Origin of the sequence: Lacticaseibacillus suilingensis, assembly GCF_016861845.1 — a bacterium.
GTDB classification, from domain to species: Bacteria; Bacillota; Bacilli; order Lactobacillales; family Lactobacillaceae; genus Lacticaseibacillus; species Lacticaseibacillus suilingensis.
In genome coordinates, this window is sequence record NZ_BOLV01000004.1 from 135,647 (window position 1) to 160,732 (window position 25,086).

General features: G+C 54.9%; 25 protein-coding genes. 4 read left to right on the forward strand and 21 right to left on the reverse strand.

The window, feature by feature from the left end; genetic code table 11:
* Positions 1 to 2: 2 nt before the first annotated feature.
* Complete coding sequence (locus JUF11_RS03815; RefSeq protein WP_204118409.1) at positions 3 to 863, forward strand: aldo/keto reductase; 861 nt, start codon at positions 3 to 5, stop codon at positions 861 to 863.
* An 82-nt stretch (positions 864 to 945) separates the two neighbouring features.
* On the opposite strand, the gene JUF11_RS03820 is transcribed toward JUF11_RS03815, so the two are convergent.
* The 10 genes from JUF11_RS03820 to JUF11_RS03865 all read right to left on the reverse strand — a co-directional run bounded on the left by JUF11_RS03820 (position 946) and on the right by JUF11_RS03865 (position 10,176).
* Positions 946 to 2,289, reverse strand: a complete 1,344-nt coding sequence (locus JUF11_RS03820) for a metallophosphoesterase (RefSeq protein ID WP_204118410.1) — start codon at positions 2,287 to 2,289, stop codon at positions 946 to 948.
* 171 nt (positions 2,290 to 2,460) lie between these two features.
* Positions 2,461 to 3,261 carry a phosphonate ABC transporter, permease protein PhnE gene (phnE, locus tag JUF11_RS03825; RefSeq protein ID WP_125581925.1) on the reverse strand — a complete coding sequence of 267 codons (801 nt, stop codon included), beginning with the start codon at positions 3,259 to 3,261 and terminating at the stop codon, positions 2,461 to 2,463.
* Positions 3,258 to 4,037: a phosphonate ABC transporter, permease protein PhnE gene (gene phnE, locus JUF11_RS03830; protein ID WP_236000410.1), complete on the reverse strand. Its 780-nt coding sequence runs from the start codon at positions 4,035 to 4,037 to the stop codon at positions 3,258 to 3,260. The genes phnE (JUF11_RS03825) and phnE (JUF11_RS03830) overlap by 4 nt, the downstream gene beginning before the upstream one ends.
* 1 nt (position 4,038) lies before the next feature.
* Positions 4,039 to 4,809, reverse strand: a complete 771-nt coding sequence (phnC, locus tag JUF11_RS03835) for a phosphonate ABC transporter ATP-binding protein (RefSeq protein ID WP_204118412.1) — start codon at positions 4,807 to 4,809, stop codon at positions 4,039 to 4,041.
* A 73-nt stretch (positions 4,810 to 4,882) separates the two neighbouring features.
* Complete coding sequence (locus JUF11_RS03840) at positions 4,883 to 5,824, reverse strand: phosphate/phosphite/phosphonate ABC transporter substrate-binding protein (protein ID WP_204118413.1); 942 nt, start codon at positions 5,822 to 5,824, stop codon at positions 4,883 to 4,885.
* A 343-nt stretch (positions 5,825 to 6,167) separates the two neighbouring features.
* The gene (locus JUF11_RS03845; protein ID WP_204118414.1) at positions 6,168 to 6,797 is read right to left on the reverse strand and encodes a TetR/AcrR family transcriptional regulator; all 630 of its coding nucleotides are present in this window, start codon (positions 6,795 to 6,797) and stop codon (positions 6,168 to 6,170) included.
* A gap of 34 nt (positions 6,798 to 6,831) precedes the next feature.
* The gene (locus JUF11_RS03850; RefSeq protein WP_204118415.1) at positions 6,832 to 7,683 is read right to left on the reverse strand and encodes a lysophospholipid acyltransferase family protein; all 852 of its coding nucleotides are present in this window, start codon (positions 7,681 to 7,683) and stop codon (positions 6,832 to 6,834) included.
* Entirely contained in the window at positions 7,680 to 8,627 is a 948-nt protein-coding gene (locus JUF11_RS03855) for a glycosyltransferase family 8 protein (protein WP_204118416.1), read from the reverse strand. The genes JUF11_RS03850 and JUF11_RS03855 overlap by 4 nt, the downstream gene beginning before the upstream one ends.
* A gap of 5 nt (positions 8,628 to 8,632) precedes the next feature.
* Positions 8,633 to 9,454, reverse strand: coding sequence for a glycosyltransferase (locus tag JUF11_RS03860; protein WP_204118417.1), 822 nt, complete (start codon positions 9,452 to 9,454; stop codon positions 8,633 to 8,635).
* Positions 9,451 to 10,176, reverse strand: a complete 726-nt coding sequence (locus tag JUF11_RS03865) for a lysophospholipid acyltransferase family protein (protein WP_204118418.1) — start codon at positions 10,174 to 10,176, stop codon at positions 9,451 to 9,453. The genes JUF11_RS03860 and JUF11_RS03865 overlap by 4 nt, the downstream gene beginning before the upstream one ends.
* 256 nt (positions 10,177 to 10,432) lie before the next feature.
* Here JUF11_RS03865 and JUF11_RS03870 point away from each other — a divergent pair, with 256 nt between their 5' ends.
* The gene (locus tag JUF11_RS03870; protein ID WP_204118419.1) at positions 10,433 to 11,242 is read left to right on the forward strand and encodes an HAD family hydrolase; all 810 of its coding nucleotides are present in this window, start codon (positions 10,433 to 10,435) and stop codon (positions 11,240 to 11,242) included.
* A 58-nt stretch (positions 11,243 to 11,300) separates the two neighbouring features.
* Here the strand turns inward: JUF11_RS03870 and JUF11_RS03875 are convergent, their stop codons facing one another.
* The 8 genes from JUF11_RS03875 to JUF11_RS03910 form a co-directional block, all read right to left on the reverse strand.
* A complete protein-coding gene (locus tag JUF11_RS03875; protein WP_204118442.1) occupies positions 11,301 to 13,232 on the reverse strand; it encodes an acyltransferase family protein in 1,932 nt (643 codons plus the stop codon).
* The gene (locus JUF11_RS03880) at positions 13,228 to 13,614 is read right to left on the reverse strand and encodes an MORN repeat-containing protein (RefSeq protein ID WP_236000414.1); all 387 of its coding nucleotides are present in this window, start codon (positions 13,612 to 13,614) and stop codon (positions 13,228 to 13,230) included. Before JUF11_RS03880 ends, JUF11_RS03875 begins: the two co-directional genes overlap by 5 nt.
* Positions 13,615 to 13,877: 263 nt before the next feature.
* Positions 13,878 to 14,330: a threonine/serine exporter family protein gene (locus tag JUF11_RS03885; RefSeq protein WP_204118420.1), complete on the reverse strand. Its 453-nt coding sequence runs from the start codon at positions 14,328 to 14,330 to the stop codon at positions 13,878 to 13,880.
* Positions 14,327 to 15,091, reverse strand: a complete 765-nt coding sequence (locus tag JUF11_RS03890; protein ID WP_204118421.1) for a threonine/serine exporter family protein — start codon at positions 15,089 to 15,091, stop codon at positions 14,327 to 14,329. Before JUF11_RS03890 ends, JUF11_RS03885 begins: the two co-directional genes overlap by 4 nt.
* A gap of 99 nt (positions 15,092 to 15,190) precedes the next feature.
* On the reverse strand, positions 15,191 to 16,651 hold the full coding sequence (locus JUF11_RS03895; RefSeq protein WP_204118422.1) for a UDP-glucose--hexose-1-phosphate uridylyltransferase: 1,461 nt from the start codon (positions 16,649 to 16,651) through the stop codon (positions 15,191 to 15,193).
* Positions 16,648 to 17,643 (reverse strand): UDP-glucose 4-epimerase GalE, encoded by a 996-nt coding sequence (gene galE / locus JUF11_RS03900; protein WP_204118423.1) that lies wholly within the window; start codon positions 17,641 to 17,643, stop codon positions 16,648 to 16,650. The genes JUF11_RS03895 and galE overlap by 4 nt, the downstream gene beginning before the upstream one ends.
* Positions 17,644 to 17,964: 321 nt before the next feature.
* Entirely contained in the window at positions 17,965 to 19,131 is a 1,167-nt protein-coding gene (locus JUF11_RS03905) for a galactokinase (protein WP_204118424.1), read from the reverse strand.
* A gap of 29 nt (positions 19,132 to 19,160) precedes the next feature.
* Complete coding sequence (locus tag JUF11_RS03910) at positions 19,161 to 20,171, reverse strand: LacI family DNA-binding transcriptional regulator (protein WP_204118425.1); 1,011 nt, start codon at positions 20,169 to 20,171, stop codon at positions 19,161 to 19,163.
* Between the two features lie 177 nt (positions 20,172 to 20,348).
* On the opposite strand from JUF11_RS03910, the gene JUF11_RS03915 reads away from it, so the two are divergent.
* Entirely contained in the window at positions 20,349 to 22,370 is a 2,022-nt protein-coding gene (locus tag JUF11_RS03915; RefSeq protein WP_204118426.1) for a hypothetical protein, read from the forward strand.
* 187 nt (positions 22,371 to 22,557) lie between these two features.
* Here the strand turns inward: JUF11_RS03915 and JUF11_RS03920 are convergent, their stop codons facing one another.
* Together JUF11_RS03920 and JUF11_RS03925 are read right to left on the reverse strand one after the other, a co-directional pair.
* On the reverse strand, positions 22,558 to 22,851 hold the full coding sequence (locus JUF11_RS03920; RefSeq protein WP_204118427.1) for a hypothetical protein: 294 nt from the start codon (positions 22,849 to 22,851) through the stop codon (positions 22,558 to 22,560).
* A 41-nt stretch (positions 22,852 to 22,892) separates the two neighbouring features.
* Positions 22,893 to 23,306: a phage infection protein gene (locus tag JUF11_RS03925; RefSeq protein WP_204118428.1), complete on the reverse strand. Its 414-nt coding sequence runs from the start codon at positions 23,304 to 23,306 to the stop codon at positions 22,893 to 22,895.
* A 197-nt stretch (positions 23,307 to 23,503) separates the two neighbouring features.
* Between JUF11_RS03925 and JUF11_RS03930 the strand changes: the two genes are divergently transcribed.
* A complete protein-coding gene (locus tag JUF11_RS03930; protein WP_204118429.1) occupies positions 23,504 to 24,091 on the forward strand; it encodes a hypothetical protein in 588 nt (195 codons plus the stop codon).
* Positions 24,092 to 24,318: 227 nt separating this feature from the next.
* On the opposite strand, the gene JUF11_RS03935 is transcribed toward JUF11_RS03930, so the two are convergent.
* Positions 24,319 to 25,071: a flavodoxin family protein gene (locus JUF11_RS03935; protein ID WP_204118430.1), complete on the reverse strand. Its 753-nt coding sequence runs from the start codon at positions 25,069 to 25,071 to the stop codon at positions 24,319 to 24,321.
* Between the last annotated feature and the right edge of the window lie 15 nt (positions 25,072 to 25,086).

Below are 25,086 nucleotides of genomic sequence, written 5' to 3' on the forward strand. Positions count from 1 at the left end.
CCATGACAAAATTTAACAGTTTAGAGGATACTTACACGTTGAGCAATGGGGTTAAAATCCCAGTTTTGGGCTTTGGCACCTGGCAAACCCCAGATGGCGATGTCGCCAAGCAAAGCGTTGAGGCCGCCATCAAGGCCGGCTATCGGCATATTGATACCGCGGCGATGTATGGCAACGAGGAAACGGTCGGCGCCGGCATCAAAGCTAGTGGCATCAAACGCGATGACTTATTCGTCACCACGAAACTGAACAACGACGCGCACCGGTTTGACTTGGTGCAGGCCGGCATTGATGCGTCCTTGACCAAATTAGGCTTGGACTATGTTGATTTGTATCTCATCCACTGGCCAAATCCCGTTGGCTTCCGGGACAGTTACCCAGACAGCCTCGCTGACACTTGGCGGGGAATGGAAGCGGTACTGAAGGCTGGCAAAGCGCGCGCCATTGGGATTTCAAACTTCCGCCAGCAGCATATGGATGTTTTGATGAAAAATGCCACGGTCACGCCGATGGTCAACCAGATCTTCCTGAACCCAAGCGATTTGCAGCCTGAAGTGACGGCAATGAATGAAAAGTATCACATGCTGAGCGAAGCTTACAGCCCACTTGGCACCGGCAAGTTGCTGGGCAATGAGCAAGTCGCCACGATTGCCAAACACTATGGCAAGTCGGTGGCGCAAGTGCTGCTGCGCTGGTCCTTGCAGCACGGCTTCCTGCCGCTGGCCAAGTCGGTGCACGAAGCGCGGATCCAGGCGAACACCGAGCTATTTGACTTTGACCTGACCGCCGCTGACATGAAGGCGCTGGACGGCTTGCACGGCATTGCCGGGTTAGCCACTGATCCTGACACCACGAATTTCTAAAACGTACAGGCCGCTAACCGAAAAGGTTGGCGGCTTTTTGAATCGCAAAAAAACGGCGACTACTTGGCCACCGGTGTAATGGTTATTTGGTTTTAATGGTGAAATGCAAATCGTTCATATTGGTATCCTGAATAATCGTGTTGATGTAGCGTTTCAGCGAGGCGGTTTTGGCGTCCACCTGATAGCCGCGGGTTTGCTTAAGGGCGTTGACCTCAGTATCCGAGATGTGATCCTGCCCGGTGAAGAAGCGCCAGTTGAGCTCACCCATGAAGTGCATGCCAGCGTCTAAGTCAGCTTCGGTGATGCCAGGGCGGTTGTAGAGGCTTTGCACCGCGAGACCTTCACCGTTTTGCAGGAACAGCTTTTTCAAGTAGCGCTGATAGTGCGCCAGTTCCGGGTTCTGCTTTTGCTTTGCCGTCAAGACCGGCAACAGGTCGGCCTGCTTGCGGGTGTAAGTCAGGTCCTTGCTGGTGAGTTGCACCACGCCGTAGCCAGCCGGTGAGATTGAATAGGAGCCATTGACCACTTCGACCGGTTCGCCCTTTTTGCCAGCCATCACGTCTTGGGCGTGAATGTGACCAGAGAACAGTGCCGGCACCTGGTAACGGGTGAGCAGTTTGCGCAGCGCTTTGGCATTGTTCAAGACATAGCCGGTGGAGACGACATGATTATGTTGATAAAGGTTGTGGTGCATGAACACTAGGCTGGTGCGTCCCGCTTTTTTGCCCGCGGCCAGCTGGGTTTTCAGCCAGCTCATGGTGGCCGGTTTCAGTTCGCCGCCAGTGTTGGGATTGCGATTGGACGGCTGAATGGTATAGATATTGGAATCTAGCATAATCAACTGATAGTTGGCATTCAGCGCAATGGTGTAACTGAGCGAAGCGGAATCTTCAGCAATTTCGCTTTGATAGCCATCACTAAAAATGCGGCGCCACTCGGTGGGGCTGATTTGCGGCACTTTGTACTGGTTCTTTCCTTTGTACTTCCGGGCCCAGCCGTCGTAGATATCATGATTGCCGGGAATAGCCAGCACGTGAATGCCAGCGGCTTGCAGCGGCGCCAGGCGCTTGGCCAGGTCCTGCGCGCTGGCGCGTTCACCGTTAAAGGTGACATCCCCAGTCAAAATCACGGCGGTAGGCCGCGGCTTTGCAGTTAACGCCGCGTGCACCAGGGCCTTGATGGCAACGGGTTGATGCTGAATGTCTTTGCCCGCCGCTGACTGTTTGATTTCGGTGTAGGCCTCGCCTTGATCATGCAGCTGCGGGGTGATGAAATGCGAATCCGACAGCACCCAGAGCACCGGGATGGTACTGGTGGTGAGTTCATGGCTGGCGCCTTGTCGATGCGGCGCCGCCACGGTCAGGCCGGCAGCGATGACCGCGAGTAAGGCCAGAGCGGCAAGTACTTGTCCCAAGCGTTTTAACATCAAACTTCTCCTCTGAACTTGTGGTTAATCTAATTGTACACCAGCAAACGTCGGGTGTAATCAGGAGTTCAGGTTGGGGCTGAAGGCGTCAAGCAGGACGATGGGCAGTGGATTCAAAAAGCCTCAAGCATCGGTGGGAACACCGGTGCTTAAGGCAATCAACCCTAGGATTTAAACGAGCCGCTTCCGCAAGGCCCCTGAGAGCCAGTCGGTGGCGGTGACCAGCACGATGATGCCATACAAGATAATGGCGACTCGCGGCCACGACCGAGTTTGAATCGCGAAAATCAGCGGTGTCCCGACCCCGCCGGCCCCGACCATCCCTAAGATGGAAGCGGAACGGATGGCTAGTTCGAAGCGGTACAGGGTGTTCGAGACGAATTCCGGCAGGAGCTGTGGTAGGCTGGCGAGCATGGTGACATCGAGCGCACTGCCGCCGGCGGCAGTGACGGCTTCACCGGCGCCGCCGTTCATGTTTTCGATGGCTTCGGAGAACAGCTTGGCAAGCATGCCGATACTGTGGAAGCCGACAGCCAGCACACCAGCAAAGGAGCCGGGCCCCACGGCTTTGATGAACATCAAGGCAAGCACGATTTCAGGAAAAGTGCGAATGGCGGTTAAGACGAACTTCCCAGAGCGCGTCACCAGCCAGAACTTGTGCTTGGTGTGCGCCGCCCAAAAGGCAAACGGTAGGGAAATCACTGCGGAGATGAAGGTCCCAAGAATGGCAATGCCCAACGTTTCCAGCAGGGTGGAAGTCAGATCTTCGCCATCGCCAGTCCAGACATACGCCCAATCAGGATGAATTAGCCCATCGCCAATTGATTTGGTGACCATGACGGCGTTGGCTTTGATACTGAACGCCGGCATGCCAGTGAACGCCCAGATGACTAAGCCGATGAAAATCACGGCCGCAAGCACCTTGCCCCAGCGGCGCTGCGCCGGAGGATTAGGGAGTTTCAATTCTGTCATAGGAGCGCCTCCCTTGTTTTACCACTGACATAATCGATGGCTAACACCACCACGAAGATGACGAGGACAATCACGCCGACGCGGTCATAGCGGAACATGGACAGCGCCTGCTGCAGGTAAACCCCAATCCCACCGGCACCCATGTAACCCAGCACGGTGCTGGCCCGGACGTTGATTTCAAAGGCATACAGCACATAGCTGACAAAATAGTTGGCAATCTGGGGGAACACCGCGAAGCGGATGATTTCAATGCGGTTACCGCCAGCGGCGCGCAAGGCTTCAAGCGGCCCAGGATCGATGGTTTCAATCGCTTCATAAAACAGCTTGCTGACCATGCCGAAGGTGAAAATCGTTAAAGCGAAAATCCCGGCCACCGGCCCGATGCCGACCACCGCCACGAACAAGGCGGCGAGCATCAAGTCAGGGATGGTGCGGACAATGTTGAGAATGAAACGAAACACGCCCACGACCACTTTGTTGGTGACGATGTTGCGCGACACTAGCAGCGCGTAAGGAAAGGCCAGCGCCGATCCTAGCAGGGTGCCGATAATCGACATTTTAATGGTTTGCAGCATTGGCTCCAAGGTGTAGCCGGTGTAGGCCCAATCCACATGGGCCATTTCCACGAAGAGTTCAGTGAACTGACTGAAGTTGGTGAAAAACAAGCCGAGATGCGCATCGGTGATGAAGGCTGACCACACCAGCGCTACCAGCAGCACCGCGGTGAGCGCCCATTTGTGCCAGTTGAGTTTTTGTTTTGGCAACAAGTCTTCCATGTTAGCCCTCCGCTTCTGCGCCGTTGTAAATCTCATCGAAGACGGCGCTGGTGGCTTCACTGACCGGGCCATCAAAGACCTTTTCCCCGGCGCGAATACCGATGATGCGGCTGCCGTATGCCTGCGCCAAATCAACTTGGTGCAAGTTAACCAGCACCGTCATACCCAGTTCCTGGTTGATGCGCTTGAGGTCATCCATGACGCGGCGGGTGGTTTCTGGGTCCAGGCTGGCGATGGGCTCATCGGCCAAAATCAAGCTCGGGGCTTGGGTCAAGGCGCGGGCAATGGAAACGCGCTGCTGCTGACCACCAGAGAGCTGATCAGCGCGGGTGTAAACCTTGTCTGCGAGTTCCACGGTTTGCAGGGCCTGATAGGCGCGCTGCTTGTCTTCAGGGGAGAACAGGCCGAACACCATTTTCCAGGTCGGGTAATAGCCGACGCGGACAGTGAGCACGTTGCGCAGGACAGTGGCCCGGTTGATCAAATTGAAATTCTGAAAAATCATCCCGATTTTCCGGCGAATTTGCCGCAGCTTTTTGCCTTTGGCTTTGGTGATGGATTCGCCGTCAATACGAATATCACCTTCGCTGATGTCATGCAGCCGGTTCACGGCGCGCATCAGGGTACTTTTGCCGGCGCCGCTTAAGCCGACCACCACGACGAATTCGCCGGGCATGATGGTTAAATTGATGTCTTTGAGCCCAACCACGCCGTTCTCATAGATTTTGCTCACGTGATCGAATTCAATGACTGGGGTCGCTTCTTGTTTCATAACTAATTGCCTCCGTGGCCGTCCCACAAAAAAAGCTAGGCGAGCCTAGCTTCTTTGCAAACGCTTCGCATGCTTACTTGTTGTTGGTGATGCTGGCTGAAATTTTGTCGTACTTACGCACGATGTTGAAGTCGCTGTCCTTGGCGCTGACATAGCCTTCATGAGAATAGATTTCAGAGATGATTTGGTGGCCTTTCTTGCTCTTGGCCACGGCCTTGAAGGCTTTGGCTAATTTAGTGCGGAACGCTTTGCTCATATCGGAGCGCACCGAAATCGTATCGTTAGGAATCGGCTTCTTGGTAATGTAGATTGGCACCACTTTGTCCATGATGTCAGGGACATCTTTTTGCACAATCGTCCGAGCATCTTCAAAGACGAAGGCGGCATCGGTGTCGCCGTTCAAAACGGACATGACGCCTTGGTCGTGACCGGTGACGGTGGTGAGCTTGGCATCTTTAACCAGGTCGAGGCCTTTTTCTTTGATTTCAGCAATCGGCCAGATGTAGCCGGCAGAACTGGTGACATCTTGCACGGCGATGTTCTTGCCTTTCAAATCCTTCCAGGACTTGATGCTGCTGCCTTTCTTAACCAGGATCATGGAGTTATAGTAGTTGACCAGCTTGCCGGTGCTCTTGCCACCCGGCTGCTTGATGCCGTAACGTTCTGCCATGAGGAGTACGTCAGCGGCTTTTTGCTTGTGGGCTTGGACATAACCATCAGGTGGCAGGAAGCCGACATCCACTTGTTTTGACTTCATGGCTTCAACAATGGAATTGTAGTTGGTGGAAACAGAAACTTTAACGGGAATGCCCAATTGCTTCTTGAGCAGGCCTTCCAGCGGCTTGGCCTTGGCTTCCAAGGTGTTGGCGTTAGATGATGGCACGAATTGAATGTTCAAAGTCTTTGGTGTGTAGCTGTCGCTGTTTTTGGTAGCGGCTTTACTGCCACAAGCGGCCAAGGAAACGGCGGCAATGGCGGCGGTGCTCAACGCGGCAAGTGCTTTCCAGAACTTCATTATTAGTCCCCCACAAAAGTATTAGTGTCCGAGCAGCTCAGCAAGCAAAAACCGAACATTTGCCGAAAAAATCGGCGGCGCTGATCAGGCGTCGATGACCGGCCTTCGCTTTTCAAAATCAGTATAGGAGTCCAAATCGCTAATTTCAAGGATAATTTCGTAAAATATTCAAACAATGTTCGTGTCTTTATGAACAATGGCGAGTTTACGGCATTTTTTCATTAAAGCTTTCATTTTTGGCCAAAATCCGAACATTAACTTGGCTTGAGCAAGGCAGAAACAGTCCTTAGCCAACAAAAAAAGACGCTTGTTAGCGTCTTCAGGTCTGCAGTTTGACAGGGAGTTACGGCGTCAGCGCCTTGATGGCGGCTTCAACGGTGAGGGCAATGCTTTGGTCATCCAGTGGCTGCCCAAAATACAGGGCGCCGACTGCCGTACCGCCAACAATCGACCACAGGCATTTCATAATGGCGTGATTGTCCCATTGCACCAGCTGGCCGTGTGCTTTGAGCTGATCCAAGGTCTTGGTGAGTTGCACCCAGTAATCGTCGCTGAACCGTTGAATAATCAGCTCGCGAATCTGCTCCTGACTGAATAATTCGGTCACGAAGACTTTAACCACCGCCGTATTGTCTCGCAAGAGATGCAAGCGGCCGGTCACTAGCTCCCGGCAAAAATCGGCTAGGCTGGGGAAGGGAAGGTTGAGCTGATTTTGAATCATTTCCGCCATCGCGTTGGGGAAAATCTGATTGATAATCGGCTTGATCACCGCATTTAAGAGGCCCCGCTTGCTGCCGAAGCGGGCGAAGATGTTGCCTTCTGCGACCCCGGCGCGTTTGGCGATTTCATGGGTGCTGGCGCCGGCATAGCCTTTTTCGGCGAACACAGAGATCGCGGCGTCAAGAATTTGGCGCTGCTTTTGGGTATAGCCAGCGAGGACCTGTGCGGATTCAAATAAGGTTAAATTAGACATGAGCTCCTCTTTCTCGGCGATGAAGTGCCAAAGCTTACTGGCGCCAGCCGGCAATATCATCCGGGCTGAAGGTGTAGCTCAGGGGCCGGTGGTAGGCGCGTTCATAGGCGGCGCATTTTTGCTGATAATCTTGATTCATCATGGCAATGCTGTTCGCCCGCACACTTTGAGTTGGGTCCGGGTAAATCGGTTTGAGAATTTCAAGCTGATAGGAGACCGCATTGAACGCTGGGGAAACTTGGCGACTGCTGGTTTGCAAGGCCACGAAACACGAGATAATGGGCACATTGAATTGCGCCGCGTAGTAATAAGCCCCACGCTTCGGCGGCCGCGGCTTGCGGTAGTTGTACCACATTTCTTGCTCGGGATAGATGAGCACATCTCGGCCGGCGGCTAACACCTTTTCCAGCATCGCGGGGAACTCGTGGGCGAGGTAATTGACATCTGAAGCAATGGGCAAAATGTCGGCGTTGTTGAAGACATAGCCCAGCGTGCCGGGCATTTTGAGATTGGTGGTTTGGCTGACAATGTACAGCCGTGGCAAGCCCAGGCCTTTGCGCACCACGAGATTTTCCATGGGGCTGAAGTGGTTGCTGGTGACAATCGCGCCGCCGTGCACACCAGCCAAATTCGCTTGGCCTGTGATGGTGACGGTGCGGCCAAGCCAACGGGCGGTCAGGTTCATGCCAGTGCGCACAATCACATTGTTGACGCGGTGGCGCCAGGTGTGCTGCCGCCGCAAATAATTGGCGATGACATCCTTTTGCTCGCTGGCCGGCAAGTTCGGATCGTTCACCTCTACTTTATCATTGAAGCGGCCTTCTTGGACGGCTTGCTCGATATTTTTCACCACGGGTAAGTGCGGATCAACATTGGGCTCAATCATAGTTGTACCTGCTTTCCTGCCGCAGCCATGCGCGCGAAGGTCACGGGTTCTGCGTTGGTGGTCACGGCGAGTTGAATTAACTCGGCCTGGTGCTTTTGATCGGCCGCGATTTGCTTGGGTCCGAAGGCTTGCTGCGTGTGGCGCAAGGTTTGCGCCACGGCTGGCATTTGGTCTGCATACTGCCAGAAATACTGGTCGTTCGGAACCTTGGCATAATGCCACGGTTTATCAAAGAGGTTGTAGTGAATCACTTGCGGGTCGGCAAGCGGCCGCTCGCCTTGGACATTCCAGCTTTCGTCTAGGTGCAGCAGCCGGTCGCGGGCAATGGCGTTGATGTAGTCTTGGTCCGGCGCCAGGCTGTGGAAATGATAGGTATTCAGCAACGTCAAAAAGTGCTCAGCAAAATGGCGGGCGCGCAGCTGCTGCAGGTCCATCAGGAGCACCCCAGAGTTACAGTACGCAGCCACATCCACGCCCACGCTTTCCTTGGTGTACGCAGTGGTTTCGGGGTTGGCCGCCATGAAGGGGTCAATCACGGCGCCTAGCAAGGCCCCGTTGAGCGGCGTCGCAGTTAACTTGGCAATGTCCGCCAACACCACCGTATCGGCATCGAGATACACCGCGCGGTCGAGGTCAGGATACAGTTCCGCGATGAAAAGCCGGAAGTAGATGGTGAAGGTGAAATAGTCTGCCCGCAGCTTGTTGCCTTTATCGGTAATCTGGGCCTTCAGCCGAGCGACAATCGATTGAAAAGCGACACTGACGTTGGCCGTTGCCTGGGCGCTTAATTGCGCCTTGTGCGCCGGGGTCAGATGCTCGGTTAAGATAATGACCTGATATTGCTTGGCGGGGTCGGCATTTTGCACCAACGAGCGCAGCGAAACGGTCAGCGGGTCGACATAGTGGTCGTCGACGGCATAAAAAATGGTGATGGGTTGCGTCATGAAAATCATCCTTTTCTGGTAGCTAAAATCGCTTCATATTGGCGATAAAGCGCGGTCGGGGTGGCAGCGCCGAGTAACGTCTGGGCCGCTTCAACTTGCCAAGGCTTCACGGTGACCGGGTGGAACCACGGCCAAAACGACAGGCGGGTGGAGAAATGCATCATCACGGTATCGGCATGCGGGCCGTGCTGATCGTTAAACCGGCGCGGCGCTAGGCGTTTGCCCTGGGCCAGTTTGTTCAGCGCGCTTTGGTCAGGCATGAACATGCGCTGATCCGCGCAGCGCTGACGGCACGCGGCAAACAAGCCGGTTTGGCGAATCCGGCCCAGGTTCAATAAGAGCACCCCGGAGTTCATGTAGTCGCGGCCGAGGCGTTGATGGAAGAACCACTGGCCGTAATGATCCAGCACCCCCACACATTCGGTGGTGGTCAGCGGCTGTTCGTAGAAAGCCGTCACCGGCTTCAGGGCCAGCACGTCGGCATCGAGATAAAGCAACCGGTCCGGCAAGCCTGGCACTAGGTCGGCGTAGAGCCGCAGCATGCAGTAAGGCGTGAACCGCGTCTGCCAGTTAGCGGTTGGTGGCGCTTGTTCAACCAGAGTGGTGAGATCGAATAATTGCACGGTATTGCGTGGATCTGCCGCCTGCAAGGCAGTTTGTAGTTCGGCCGCAGCCGCCAGCGTTAACGGGGCCTTGCGCTCACCCTTGACCGTTAAGGCCGCCGTGAAGAGGTAGAGGTGTAGCGGGGCCTGGTGCTGGGCCAAAGAAAGCGCCGATAGCAGGACCCCATTTTGCACGCTGGCATCGCCGCAATAAAGAATATTCATGGGGTCTGCCTCCGATATTGAATATGCTGATAGGTACTGGCTTGGGCGCGCCGCTGCATGGCGGCTTGCACCTGATGGGCCAACTGTTCCCGCCGCGCCCGCAGCGGGAGGCTTTCGTCAGGGGCAAAGGGCCCATCGAGGTAAATGGTGACGTGATGGCGCTGATAAGTCGTGGTGAAGCTGAATACCGGCCGGTTGAATTGGACGGGGTAGTGAAAACTTCCTGGTTTAAACGGCCGAATACCAGTGTAATACGGCCAAACATGGGCTTCAGGATAAATCGCCACCGGCGTGCCGGCCCCTACCACCTTTTTGAGCTGCGTCATAAAGCGCCGCGTTTGGCTAGCCGTTTCTGGCAGCACCAAGGCGCCGGCATGCGGCAGCAGCGGCCCCAGCACTGGAACGGTTAAATTCGCCGCGGCGGCTAAAGTCGCCACCGGCCGCGGGCTTAGGACGGCTGGCAAGAAGGGGTCGCCAAAGGCTTGGGTGTGATTGCCGTACAGAAAGAAGCTACCGTCAACCGATTGCAGGAGGTTGAGGTTGACGAAGCGGGCATGGAGCTTGGCCTGCCAGTAACTCTTGCCGAGCTGTCGCAGCAGCCGATAGAGCACTGGCCTTTGGCGCTGGGCCCAATCGTAATCGGCTGGTAGCGGCTGGGCTTGACCCCGGGTTTGGACAAGATCCGCATCAAAGGCGGTGTAGGTTTGAATTTTCGGTTTCATCTCGCCCCTCCTCGGCTTTGAGTGAGCACTCACTTTACCTGCCTTAGTATAATGAAAACGGTTCTTAAGTCAAGCTTGATGCCTGGATGAAAGCACGATGCAGCGGCATTAATGGTGTTTGAAAGCGTCATTTTCTAGCTAACAGCGATGAAAGCGGTTTGTTATTTATGCGCGAACGGTTGACGCCTTGGCCTGAGCCCTTCACAATGGAAACCAGTAGCGGCGCAAGGCGCCAACCAGACAAGGAGTGGGCTAATTGATCAAATGGGTGTTTACTGATATGGACGGGACGTTGCTCGATGACGAAGGGCGGGTGACGCCGGCAAATGCGGCGTTGATTGCGCAAAGTCGGCTGCCGCTGACGCTCGTGTCGGCCCGTTCGCCGCGGGAAATGGTCGAGGCCATTGACGTGCTGCAGTTGACGGGACCGCAGATTGCTTTTAACGGCGGCATGATTTTTGAACCGACTGCCACCGGCAAACGCATTTTGACCGAAACGGCCATGGCCAGTGACACTGCGCAGGCGATTATTGGGGCGGTATTAGCAAAATTTCCATCAACGTCGGTAAGTTATTATGATGGCGAAGACTGGTACGCGGAGCGGATGGATGAAAACATCGAAGGCGAAATTCGCGTCAGCCGGCTGCACCCGACCATCCAGCCGTATCAAGAGGTTTTCGCCACCGGTGAGCGCCACATTCTCAAAATTATGCTGATTAACTTCGATGAAGCGGTCATGGCCAAGATGCTAGCCTTTTTCGCTGAGGCTGATTATCCTGGCGTCTCCGCGCAGCATTCCGGCTCGGCTTGGCTAGAAATCACCTCTCAGGACGCCAAAAAATCGCGCGGCATTGCCTATCTGATGGCGAAAGAAAACCTCAAGCGCGAAGAAACCGCAGCTTTTGGCGATGGGGGCAATGACCTGCCGATGCTGAACATGGTCGGGGTGCCGATTGTGATGGGCAACGCGGCGCCGGAAATCAAGCAAGTCGGCAAGTTCATTACCAAACCTAACACCGAAAACGGCGTGGGGTATGGCATGGTGACGTATCTGAATCAAAACTAGCACAAAAGAAGGCCCTTCGGATTCATGGTGAATCCGAAGGGCCTTACTGTTTCTAAGCTTATTTCTTGGCTGGTTTCTTAGCCGCTTCAATCAGACCATTATTGATGGTTTGGGCGAACAGGACATCGCCATCGTCATGGCCGCCGAAGTGCACGCCATCGGTGCCTTTGAAGACATGGGGATGTTGCGGGGCGATTTTGCCCCAGTCGGCAATGGTGATCCACTTATACTTGGCCGGCAGTTGGCGCTCCAGTTCTGCCAGTTTGCTGGAGTTCCAGCTTGGGCTGGCCTGGGCGTTGTACGGCGTCATGAAGACCAGCTTATGCCCGGGCTTGATGCCGGCAATGACCCGGTCTAACACCTGCGCGTAATCATCCAGCGCGTTGGTGCCAACGCTGAGGACAACGAACTCGCGCAACTGGCCGGCTTGCTGCATCTGCATCATCAAATCATAGGCCTCGTTCATCTTGCGATCCCCAGCCGCATTGACCTCGGAGTTGGCCACATGCGGGCCGAGGTAATGGGCCGTGCCCAGCGTCACTGAGTCGCCAATGATGGTGACGCCGGCAGGAATGCCGTACTTCGCGGCGGTGCTGTTTTGATTGACCGCGGCATAGCTGTCCGGATGCGCTTTGGCGGCCGCGGCGGCGTCTTTTTTCGCTTGGGCCATCAGATCAGCTTGGGCTGTTTTCTTGGGATCATGGGCCGCCATGATGATTTTTTCACTGGTGTTATATTGGGCAACGTCTTGCTGAATCCCACCGATCCACAAGCTTTGCTCCAAATGCGACAGCTCTGGCGCCGCTTGCACGCGTTGCACGGTGACGACGGTGAGGGCTAAAGCCGCGACGATGACTGGGGCGGCCACATAGCGACCAGGCAGCCGGAAGTGCAGGAACTTCCCTTGGCGGCCAGCAATCACGGGTTCGATGATGTAGTAGGACAACGCCGAGAACGCCCCGCCGACGAGGACGGTCAGGCCAGCGGCGAGCGTATTATCCATCCGGTGGGAGAAAATCACATACAACGGCCAATGATACAGGTACAAGCTGTAAGAAATATCCGCTAGAAAGGTAATCACTTTAGGTTCGGCAATGGTCGGGGTTTTTTCGTGCAAAATTCGCGCCGCCACAATCATCACCCCAGCCAGCAGGGTGGCGACCAGCAAGCCATAGTTGTAAGTGGCAATTTGGTCGAAATCAAGCCCAAAACCCAGCGCAATCAGCAGAGCTGCGGCGCCTGCCATCACTGCGGCAGGGACCCAAGCGTTGATGCGCTTGAAGCTCTGGGTGAACCAATTCGGCAGCACCGCCACGCCGGTCAAGGTGCCAATCATGGCGCCGACAAAGAACGGGAAGCTGTGGGTGAAACTGGAGAAGTAAACCGGCGAGAAGTCTTTCAGGCCTTGCGCTTGCACCACCATCAACAAGTAAGTAACGATGGCCAGGACGCCGGAAACGCCGAACATCGCCATGCGAAAATCGGTGCGTCGCGCTGTGGCGGTTTCCGGCCGCTTTTGGAAGACGCGGCTGAGCAGGTAAGCCACCACGCCCCAGATCAGGTAAAAGTGCATTTCAACTGCTAAGGACCAAGTGTGCACGAATAAGTGCGGAATAAAGTTGTTTTCGTAGGAACCACCAGTGGCGATTTCAAAGAAATTCGTCACAAAGCCCACCGCCGCGGCAATTTGCTGGCCAATGTTGGTGATAAAGTCGGTGCCCACGAGGAAGGTGAAGGGAATGACGACCAGCACCGCCAGGACTAACGGCGGCACGATGCGGTAGAACCGCCGCCGATAAAACGCCAGCAAACCAAAGGTATGAGTGCGAGCGAATTCATCAATCATCAGGCTGGTGATCAAAAAACCGGAAAAGGTGAAGAAGATATCAACGCCGATAAAACCGCCGGGGTATTCATTTTGGAAAAAATGATAGGTTAAGACCAACACCAGGCCGGTGACGCGGACAAGACTGAACCATTTGATTCTAATGTGTTTGTGCGTGGTACTGGCCATTTTTGAAGAACCCCCGATATGTCTTATTTTGTTTCGTGGTTAAGGTGCCACTGCCGGTGACCGCGCCGGCTTTAAAGGTGCCGGTATACCGCCAGCCTTCATGCGAGGTGAAGGTGCCTTGACCATTGAAGCGACCGTCTTTGAAATTGCCCTTGTAGCGGTCGCCGTTTTTCATCGTCAGCTGGCCTTGGCCGCTGAACTTATGTTTGAAGACCTGGCCATCATAAGTAATCTGACCAGAATTCAAGGTGTAATGCGCATGGTGCGGTGTTTGCGGCATGAGGGCGATGACCGCGAAAACCACGATCACCAGCACGGTTGCGAGCTCAAGCCCAGCTCTTAAGCGCGATGTTTTCAAAATGATACTCCTCCCTGGTACATACCTTACTATCTTAGAGGAAAGCCCACCGGTTTGAAAGTTGAAATGAACCAGTTTTCAAAGAAAATTGTTGCTGATTTCAAAAAGACGGGCTGTGCAAAAAGGCGGTTTTGGAGCCGACAGGTAGCCTAGCCATCCACCAAGTCCGACCTTTGGACTCGGTGGATGGCGTAGCTAGCTGCTCGGCTCCGGCCTTTTGGCACGTAACTCTGCTGGAAGTTCGGAGTGAATCCAAGGATGCGTTAGCGCCGCGCTTCAAACCAGTGGCGCAGCGGGCGGCGAATCGGTTTAAAAATCGCTTCTGCAATCACAAAGCCCACCGCCAGGCCAATGGCGATGCTCAAGGTTTTGACCAAGCCCGCTTGCGCCGCCGTTTCGCGGCCTAAGGTAAAGTTTTTCATACTCATATAGATAATGGCGCCTGGCACCAGCGACACGAGGCTGGGGATGTACATCACATTGACTGGGGCTTTCACCCAAATCGCGGCAACGTTGGCGAGCAGGCCAATGGTCGTTGCCGCCAGGAGATTCGGTAAAATCATGTTCGGCGTTTGGCCGGCGACCACCACATACACGACCCAGGCCAAGCTGCCGGTGATGCCGGCTGGCAATAAAGTGCGCTTGGGGATATTGGTGATGATGCCAAAGCCAATGGTGGAGGCAAAGGAGACCACGAGTTCAATCAGCAATCTCATAGCGCACCTCCTAACAGCAGCGAAACGCAGGCGCTGCCGACCACCACGCCGGCGCCAATTGCCCCGGCAACCATGATGGCATCCATCGCCCGCACCAAACCGGAAATGGTGTGGCGGGCAATCAGCTCACGTAAGGAATTGGTAATGGCCACGCCAGGCACTAAGGGCATTAAAGCTGAAATAATGATGTTATCGGCGCTGGTCGCCACGCCGAGGCGCTGGAGTAAGGTGGCAAGCAGGCCGATCACCATGCCGCCAAGGCCAATGCTGATGTAAGGGGTCGTTGTGCGCCGACCTAACCACTGCGAAGCAAGGTAGCCGCCAATGCCGACAAAAAAGGCGAGGCCGAGGTCGGCCCAGGTCGCTTGAAACACCAGCATCGGCGCCACTGACACTAAGCCGGCGCCGAGGATTTTTTGCGGCCAGGAATAGTCGCGGCGTGAGGATTCAATGGTGGTCAGGCGGCTTTCAAGGGTGGCATAATCAATGGTGCCGCTGGTAAACGCCCGGGATAACGAGTTGATGCGATCCACTTGCCGCAGATTGAAGTCCTTGGTGCGCACCTTAATCAAATGGGTCGCGGTATCGGTGTCGGCGTCGACAAAAATCGCGGTCATTTCGGCGTGACATGAAATTGGCACCCCAGCCGCGGCGCCGATATATTCGACCGTACTTTCCACGCGGCCGGTTTCGGCTCCATTTTCCAATAATATTTTCCCCACTCGGCCACATAAGGCAATGACCTGCTTTTCACTTGGCATCTTGCCACCTCCGACTGCTTTCAAGTTTACGCTGTTAATGAAACGTGAAGCAAGCAAAAACCGGACCGTCTGCACGGTCCGGTTCAATCAAAGTTTGGCTTAAAGCGCAGCGATAAACCGCCCGAAGGCAGCTTGGCCCGCTTCATCGCGTTTGAAGACGCCGGCGTCTTCAAGCACGCGGGCGAACACGCGGCCCACGGCTTCGTTTAGCTGCCCCGTGGCATTGGTTTCCGTCCAGGTGAACTGGTCCTGCAGCTGCTTGGCCCAAGGTAGATGAGAAGGCTCAATCTGGTTGGGCTGGCCCAGCAGGTACTTTTTGACCTCAGTGAGCTCATTTGCCAGCCGCGCTGGTAGGACGGCGAGGCCCATGACTTCAATCAAGCCGATGTTTTCGCGCTTGATGTGCTGAACATCTTGGTGCGGGTGGAAAATACCGTCAGGATATTCGGCCGAAGTCTGGTTGTCGCGCAGGACCAGGTCCAGTTGATAAGCATCACCGACGCGGCGGGCAATCGGGGTTACGGTGTGATGCGGCGTCCCATCCGTGAAGGCGCGCACTGACACGGCTTCATCGCTGTAGGCTGCCCAAGTGGCGCGAATGTGTTCCGCTGCTTCGGCCAGCTGTTCACGGTTGGCCGAGGTTAAGCGAATCACACTCATTGGCCAGCGCACAATGCCAGCTTCAACGGCATCGTAGTTAGGCAAATTGATGGCCTTTTCCACTGGGGCTTTGGCCATGGCGAAAGTGTGGTGGCCGCCTTGATAGTGTTCGTGGCTGAGCATCGAGCCGCCAACAATCGGCAGATCGGCATTCGAGCCGACGAAGTAGGTTGGTAGCATGTGGACGATCGCCAGCAGGTTCGTGAAAGTGGTGCGATTGATGTGCATCGGTTCATGCACGCTGTCGAGGAAAATGGCGTGTTCTGGGAAGTAGGCATATGGTGAATACTGGAAGCCCCAGGTTTGGCCATTGAGCTGAAAGCGCACAATGCGGTGGTTGCCCCGGGCCGGGTAGTCGGCGCGGCCGCGGTAGCCCTCATTTTCTAGGCACAGTTGACACAGGGGGTAACCCAACGCCTTCACCTTAGCAGCGGCGGCGATGTCTTTGGGATCCTTTTCCGGTTTGGACAAGTTAATGGTGATTTCGAGCTCACCATAAGGCGTCTGAGCCGGGAACTGGATATTTTTAGCAATGGCCCGAGTTTGAATGTAATTATTCGCCCGCGACAGCTGATAAAACCAATCGGTCGCTGTGCTGGGACTGGTGGCATAGGCGCCCCAGAATTGGCGGTTGACGGAGCTTGGCAGCGGGGTGGCAAGGGCCATCAACTCCGCCTCCAAAATCTGCTTGGCCGCGGTGGTGGCTTCGCACACGCCGTTTTGCACGGCGGCTTGGACGAGCAGGTCGAGGTTGTCCAGCCCGGCTTCCGCCCCGGCGAGACTTTGCGCTTCATCGCCGACCAAAGCCAAGGTCCGATTGGTCAAATAGACTTGATCCAGCGCGGTGTAATCGTGGTTCAGCTCCAGGCACCAGTTGACATGACGTTCAACGGCTTTCACTGGCGATCACCGAAGCCTTCCGGATGATTCTCATGCCAGTTCCAAGCATCGCCGATGATTTTTTCGACATCATCGAATTGCGGCTTCCAGCCCAGGACGCTGCGCGCTTTGTCAGAAGCAGCAATCAACGTGCTTGGGTCGCCAGGGCGGCGCGGACCGATTTTGGCAGGAATGGCCTGGCCGGTGACTTTGCGGGCGGCGTTGAGAATTTCCAAGTTAGAAAAGCCCGTGGCAGAACCGATGTTGAAGGCGTCACTGGCATTGCCCGCCCGCAGGTAGTTCAAGGCCAAAATGTGAGCGTCGGCGAGGTCAACGACATGGACATAGTCGCGGACGTTGGTGCCGTCTTTGGTTGGGTAATCATCGCCAAAGATTTGCAAATTGTCTCGCGTGCCAGCGGCGGCTTGCAAGATAATCGGAATCAGATGGGTTTCCGGATGGTGATCTTCCCCGATGCTGCCATCAGGCATGGCGCCTGCCACGTTGAAGTAGCGCAAGGCGACGAAGTGAATGCCATAAGCGACATCGGCCCACTTGATGATTTTTTCCATGGCCAGTTTGGATTCACCGTAAGGATTGGTTGGGACTTGCGGGTCAGATTCCTTAATCGGAATCTGTTTGGGTTCGCCGTAAGTCGCGGCAGTGGAGGAGAAGACAATCTTGTCGATGCCGAATTGCTTCATCGCTTCCAGCAGCGTGATCATGCCGCCGGTATTGTTGTCAAAATACTTCAGTGGATCCTGCATGGATTCTGGCACGATGGAGAAGGCAGCAAAGTGGATAATCGCGTCGATTTTTTCGGTGCTAAATACCTGACTCAAGAAATGGTAATCGCGAATGTCGCCCTGGTAAAAGCGCGCTTTTTTGTCAATGGCGCGTTCATGGCCGGTGATCAGGTTGTCCAAAACCACCACATCTTCGCCGGCTTTAACCAGTTGAGCGACGGTATGAGAGCCGATATAGCCGGCCCCGCCTAAAACTGCAATTGTCATATGATAAGATCTCCTTTTTGAGTGATGAAACCATGGAAAGTAAATGTTTCCGGCTCCGCAGCTTGTAGTTGCGCTCCGAGTGGCTAACGCCCGAGCAGCTAGCTACACCTGAGGTCTCGCCGGCAAAGTGCGCCAGCAATACCTCAGGCTAGGCTATCTGTCGGGCTAAGAACAGCCACTCTCCGCAGCCTGTAGTTGCGCTCCGGCGGGCAACGCGGGCGTGGCTAGCTACGCTCCGGTCCTTGCAGCCGAAGAACGGCTTTAATGCCCAGAGCTAGGCTATCCATCCCGCTAAATGCGCCCGCCTCCGCAGCCTGATTTTTAGTCAATCGCCTTAGGCCCATCGGCAATATTAGCGATATAGAAATCTGCGGCGTACCCAATGGTGTCTGCGTAAACATCGCCGACCGCTTTGGTGAAGGCTGGAACCTGGTCTTTGGCCACCAGAGCGATGGCGCAGCCGCCAAAGCCGGCGCCGGTCATGCGGGCGCCAAGGACGCCAGGCTGCTTAACGGCGGTTTGCACCAGGGTGTCCAGTTCCTTACCAGTCACTTCATAATCATACGCCAGCGACACGCCAGAGGCACTCATCAGCCGGCCAAACGCTGCCAGGTCGCCGGCTTTAAGCGCTGCTGCGGCCTTCAAGGTGCGCTGGTTTTCAAAGACGGCGTGACGTGCGCGGCGAATGAGGGTCGGGTCTTCAATCAGGTAGGTGTACTGGTCGAAAGTGTCGATATCCAGTTCGCCCAAGGTCTTGATGTCCAGCTTAGCTTGCAGGCGGGCCACGGCTTCTTCGCATTCAGAGCGGCGCTCGTTGTACTTGGAGTCGGCCAGTTCGCGGCGCTTGTTGGTGTTCATGATGACCACCACGTTGTCGCCCATGGCCAGTGGCAGGGACTCGTATTCGAGCGTGCTGGCATCCAGCAAGGTGGCGTGGTTGGCCCGGCCCATGCCGATGGCGAATTGGTCCATGATGCCGGAGTTCACGCCGATAAATTCGTTTTCGGTTTTCTGGCCCATTTTAATCAGGGTCAGCATGTCATGGCCTAAGTTGAAGGTGGTGTTCACAATGGTCCCAGTCAGCAGCTCCAGTGAGGCGGAAGAGGAAAGACCGGCGCCGTTTGGCAGGTCGCCTTTGATGTACAGATCCAAGCCCTGGTCAAAAGTGGCGCCAGCTTTGAGCAGCTGCTGGGCCATGCCTTTGAAGTAGTCGCTCCACTTGCCGTCTTTGGCGCCGGTGATTTCAGTCAGCGGCAAGTCAATGATGCCAATGTTTTCGAAGTTGGCGGAATAGAGCCGGAACTTGGCCTCATCATTCGGGCCAACCGCGGCGTAGGTGCCTAGACTAATGGCACAAGGGAAAACATGGCCGCCATTGTAGTCGGTGTGTTCACCGATCAGATTAATGCGGCCTGGCGCAAAATAGACATGGGCGGCGTCGTGCCCGAATACCTGCTTGAAGCCTTGCTTAAGTGCTGCTGTGTCCATGATGAAACCTCCAATATTTTATTTTGCCGTTAACGGCTACTATCGCGCAAAATCAGTTCGGAACTTAAGGTGATGCGAGTTGGCACCGTGAGCAAGCCTGAGAGCTGGTCTTGAATCAGCTTGGCCGCGTTGATGCCCATTTGCTGCGTGGCCACTTTGACGGTGGACAAGCTCGGGTTCAAAAAGCGTCCCACTGCCAGATCATTGAAGCCGACAATGCTGACGCGGTCTGGCACGGCGATGTGCTGCTCTTGGAGCGCTTTGATGGCGCCGATGGCCATGGCATCGCTGGCCACGAAGAAGGCATGCGGCAACTGGTCGCCGTATTGATTGATGAGCTCCGTCATCGTGGCATAGCCACCTTCAATGGTGAAAGGCGCATCGGCGATAATCGCATCTTCCAGCAGGCCTTGATCGCGCAGGGTGGCTTCAAAGGCCACCGTCCGCTGATCATCAATGGCTTGGCCGTCAGTGGTTTCTTCGCGGCCAGCAATCATGCCGAGGCGGTGATGGCCTTGCTGCCGGAAGTAGGCAATGATTTTGCCTACCGGCGCGGCGAAGCTAGTGGTGACACAGGAGATGCTTTGATCCAGCGTGTCCTGGTCGACAATCACCAGCGGCTTGTTAAGGGCCTTGAATTGGTTGAGCTGGCTTTCACTGTATTTACCAATGGCAATCAGGCCGGCCAAGTTGCCGGCATCGGCCAGGGTATCGTTAGAGAAGTAACGGGCGATGGCAAAGTCGGCGGCTTGCAGCTGGGTTTCAGCGCCCCAGCGAATCGCCCGGTAATAGAGATCGTTGTTTTCTTCCTGCTCGGAGTACCATTGGATGATGCCAATGGTGCCCGCAGCAGTTTGCGTTTTATGCTGATGCTTGGTGTAATTCAGCGCCTCTGCCGTGGCAAAAATGCGTTTGCGCGTGGCGGCGGAAACTTGCAGTGAGGTGTCCGCGTTCAGTACGCGGGAAACTGTGGCACTGGATACATGTGCGGCGTCAGCAATATCTTTTAAGGTGGCGATACCGGTCCCTCCTTTGCCCAAAATCAGAATTTTGTTATCGTCACGCCTATTTTACTAAAAGGTGGTAAAAAAGTGAACTAATATTTTACCTATTACCGTTTTTTTGCCAAGCTATGGTACACTAGGAGGCGAAATGTGACCGGTTGCTAACCCGAAATAGCAGCAATCGATTAAATTTAGTAAAACTAGGAGGCCGACATGTTTCATTATTCCTTACGCTACACCCTCGATCCTCGCACCAATACGCCGATTAAGGACGATAAGTTATTGGCTTTTTGCCAGAAGGCGCAAGTCGATAACGTCGCATTCTTTATTAATCCCGAAGAGTTGAACGCCAGTCATCTCACCGCCGCCCAAACCGACCAATGGCTTGATGCCATTCGGCCCGTGGCCAAGCGCCTCGCGGACCAAGGTATTACCACGAGCCTTAATCCTTGGACCACCATCATGCACAGCGACCGGGGCAAAACCATTGACCCGAGCATCGGCTTTGACACCTTGGTGGATATTAATGGCAAAAAAGCCACCTCAATGGGCTGCCCAGCCGATCCGAAGTGGCGCAATTATTTAGCTGACCGCTATGCGCAATACGCAACGCTCAAGCCTAAGCAGTTATGGCTGGAAGACGATTTCCGCCATTACAACCACACGCCGCTGAAGCTGGCTTGCTTCTGCGACCGGCACATGGCGATTTATCAGGAAAAACTGGGCCGGAAGATTAGCCGGGCCGATTTTGTCAAAGAAATGCTCCAGCCCGGCGAGCCGACGCCAGCGCGCCAGGTTTATCTGAGCGTGGCGCGGCAGGAAATGATCGACACCGTGCATCAAGTTGAGCAGCGCGTTCATGCCGTGTCACCGGACACGGATTTGGCCTTGATGACTTCCTTCCCGAACTGGCACGCCTTGGAAGGCCGTGATTGGCCAGGCTTGTTTGATGCTTTGCGCGGCGAAGGGCACCCGCGCGTGGCGCGCCCGCATTTGCCAGCTTACAACGAAATCGCACCGTTGAAATACAGCCGTGTGTTTGAGGACTACACCCGCACCACTGCCGCCTATCTGGGCGATGATGCCGAATTGTTCCCGGAACTGGAAAACTACATGTACTCGCCATTTGTGAAGTCGGTGGCGTTTACCCAATTTCAGATCGAAACCGCGGCGCTGGTTGGCGCCCGGGGCATCCTGCTCAATCTCTTTGATATGATTGGCAACGGCATCGACAACGATTACCATTACGCCGAGATGTTGGCCCAAAGCAAACCGTTCTTGGATCAAATCACGGAGCAGCGTCTGCAAATGAGCCAGACCCGCGGCATCAAAGTGCTGGTTGATCAGAATTCTTCCTTTACGCTGCACACCGCTAAAGGCGCCGACCCTGAAGAATTGCTGCCACACGAAACCAACTGGGCGGCGCTGCTCAGCACGTTTGGCTTTTCGACGACGATAACGCCGCTGGTCAAGGCTAGCCATTTTGAACATGAAATGCTGGCCATCAGCGGCCAACTGCTGCGCAACTTAAGTGATGATGCCATTACCCAGTTGCTCCATGACAACATCACGCTCCTCGACGGCGAGTCCGTGCAAGTGCTGCTTGACCGCGATTTGGGCGATTTGCTGCACATCACTGAAAGCTCATGGCATGGGGTGCGCACCGGCTATCAATCCTTTGAAGCCGCCGATGGCCACACGGTGGAAGGCATCATGGATCCACGCATCACCATGCTGCAGCATACTGGGGATTATTTGCAGCTGAGTTATGCTGATGATGCTGACGTGGCAATTTGGAGTCATGCTTACAATGAATACGATGAGCAGCTCGGTAATGTGATGGCCTTGATTAATCATCGCACCATTGTGATGCCGATGAATCAAGATCCGAAGTATGGCTGGGAGTCGCAATATGTCGGCTTCAAGCAAGGGCTGTATCAGGCGATGCTCAGTTCGATTTTTGACATTGACTACCTGATTGATATGCCAAACACCAAACTGATTGTGTCCACCCAAGCTGGCTTGACCTTGTGGCTGGCCAACTTTACGCTGGATGATTACCAGCAGATTTCCTGGCATCCGGCCGAGCCAATTATGGCCACGCATGCGACGGTGATTGCCCGCCATGGCGATCAGGTCATCAACAAGCGGGTGGCCTTGCAGCAAGTCGGCGACCGGGTGATTATCCCAATGCCACTGCCGCATTTGAGTATGATTCAAGTCCAAATCGATTAACCATGAAGCCGGGGCAACCCGGCTTTTTTGCTGGCAAAAGAACATCAGTTATCATGATGGCCGCACGCCGCCGCCAAAATCGAACGGTCAAAAATGCGCCGTCCTTGCCAGACAAAGCAAATGGCCTGCAAAACCCGAGCTTGGGTTTTACAGGCCATTTGGCTTATCCGCCGGGTTAAAATCAGCCTCAGTGGAAAATGACGTTATTAGCGCCGGTGACATTCAAAATATAAACGAACAGCATAATCGCATTGATGAGAAACGAAAAGACAATCACTGCGAACCGCACCGTAAACACATGACTCCAAGTGCTGAAGTTGAACCACCCAAAGCGCTTGCCTTGATAAGTAAAGAGCATGATGAGCAAGACCAGCGTCAAGCCACCTTGAATGATGGTGCCGAGCAAATAAAGACCTTGGCTTTGCTGCAACCAGAAGACCCCGGCAGCAATCACGTCGAGTAAAAGAGCAATCAGGGGCATGGTATCCTTCCTCTCTGATGTAAAGTACGCCCAGTATAGCATTAACTGTATGAAGGAGAAAATGGTACCAAAGTCACATGGCGAATTGCCGCAATGGGGACGGTGGCCTCACCAATCACGACCTCATCATCTTCGGTGTAGCCTTGCACCTTGCCGCCCAGTGGCGCCGCCAATTGGCCATCAATCGTGCTGGTTTGCAGCTGGACGTTGACGCTTTGCCCAGTGCGGTAAGCCGTCGCCAACTGCTGGCGAATCAGCTCGGTGCTTTGCTGCGAAAGCAGCGGCTGGTTTTGCAACTGCGTTTTGGCGGCGGCCTGCTGATTAAGCGCCGCCGTGTGATCGGATAAATAGTAGCCTTGCCACTTCACCATGCCGCGGTCGTGGTAATGATGGGCAAAAAAGTCCGCCACCAGCTTCTGGAAGGCTTCCTGGCCAATTTCATCTGCATAAGTCATCCTGATCACCTCTTCATCATTATACAAACACACGTTCGATAATGGAAAGGCTGCGCTTGAAAGTTGTCATTTTGTAACATAGCAAAGTTGTCTAGACCGGGGCATAACGAATTCTTAACTATTTTATGTGACGATTTTATTACAAAAAGATTTCAAGCCTGCTATACTGAATTTAACAAAGCAAGGGAGTGGTTGAGATGAAGAAATGGCTGTTAGTGAGTGTCTTGAGTTTAGGCCTGAGCGTTGGTGCATTGGGGCTGGCGTATACGAATGTTGATCAGGCCAGCACTGCGACGGTTCAAACCGCGGCTAAGTCGACGACCACGAAGTCTGCGAAGAAAACGACGGCCAAGGCTGAAACCAGCAGCACGACCGCAATTGCCAGCTCGACCAGCAGCAAGGCGACCCAGTCAAGTACCGCGGCAGCCACTTCGAGTACGAAACCAACGAGTGCGACCCAAGCGAGTCGTTCAACCACCGCTAGTCAAACCGTGCAGACGCCGGCTAAAGCGGCCAGCACCCAGAGCCAGCCAGTTTCTGGATTGGCCGCGTACTACGGCACTTGGCACAATGCCAATGTGACAGTCACCTTGACCGCCACCACCATGACCGTGGCTTCCGCTGGCCAAGCCGGCAAGACCGTGACCTACACCGCGGTGAAGAGCGGCGCTGGTTATGTCTTCAGCCCAACGACCGGGGATGCTGATGATTTGTACTTTGTCCTCGAAAATGGCCAGTTAAACTGGGTCACTGGGGCTAGTGAACCACTGGTTTTGACCCGTTAATGAGAATGTGAATCAAAAATGCGAAGGCGTTGGCCTTCGCATTTTTGATTCTTGTGATTGTAGTGATGCATCCGGCTAAAACCGGTGCGCTCCGCAGCCTACCCAGTCGCGCTCCGAGTGGCTAACGCCCGAGCATCTAGCTACGCCTGCGCCGTCGCCGTCAAAGTGCGACGGCAATGTCGCAGGCTAGGCTAGCTGTCGGGCTAAAACCAGCCACTCTCCGCAGCCTACCGATGTTTATGTCTTACAAACGTGGCGTAATGCAGAATTCCGGCGAGGAGGACGAAGAAGATGAGGACGAAGCTGGCGTAGCGGGTCCAGAAGTTCATGGTGGTGGCTGGAATCAGGAGCTGAATGCCCATGGTCGCCAGGGCCATGATGGCAATCATGCCGAATAAGAGCAAATAACGTTTCATGGTTTCGTTGTCCCTTCTGACTTTGGCGGGAAGTTTGGCGGCGAGGGCCTGAGCCTGGGCAATTTTGGTCTCGGGTATGGCATGAGCATTCCAGGTCCCTGGCAAAATGAGCTCGCCGGCTTTGCGTAGGCCGGCCGCGGCCATGGCTTTGTCCAGCATGGTCAAGCAGGCGTCGGTTTGGTGGGTAAAGGTGTTCTCTAAGCCGCTGGCAAAACACGAGGTGATGGTGAGGTAAACCTTGCCTTTGTATTTGCCAGGGAGAGTGTCACCTTGATGCGTCATCCGCGTTAGGCGCGGCCTTAAGCAGTCCAAGGCCTGCTTAAGCGTCCCGGCCACCGTGCCAAAGTAGGTAGGGCTGGCCAGCACCCAGACGTCGGCAGCAGCGAGTTTTTGTTCTAAAGCGTCTAGGGCCGGATTAGCTTCACCGCGGCGATCAGGCCGGAGCGTGAGCTGATTGAGGTCGATGAATTCATGGGTGCCTTCGCAGGCTTCCAGCAGGGCGTGGGTCAGTTTGGCAGTCAGGCCTTGCGGGTCTTGACCGCCGAACAGGGCAATGGTGTGCAAATGGGCTCACCTCTC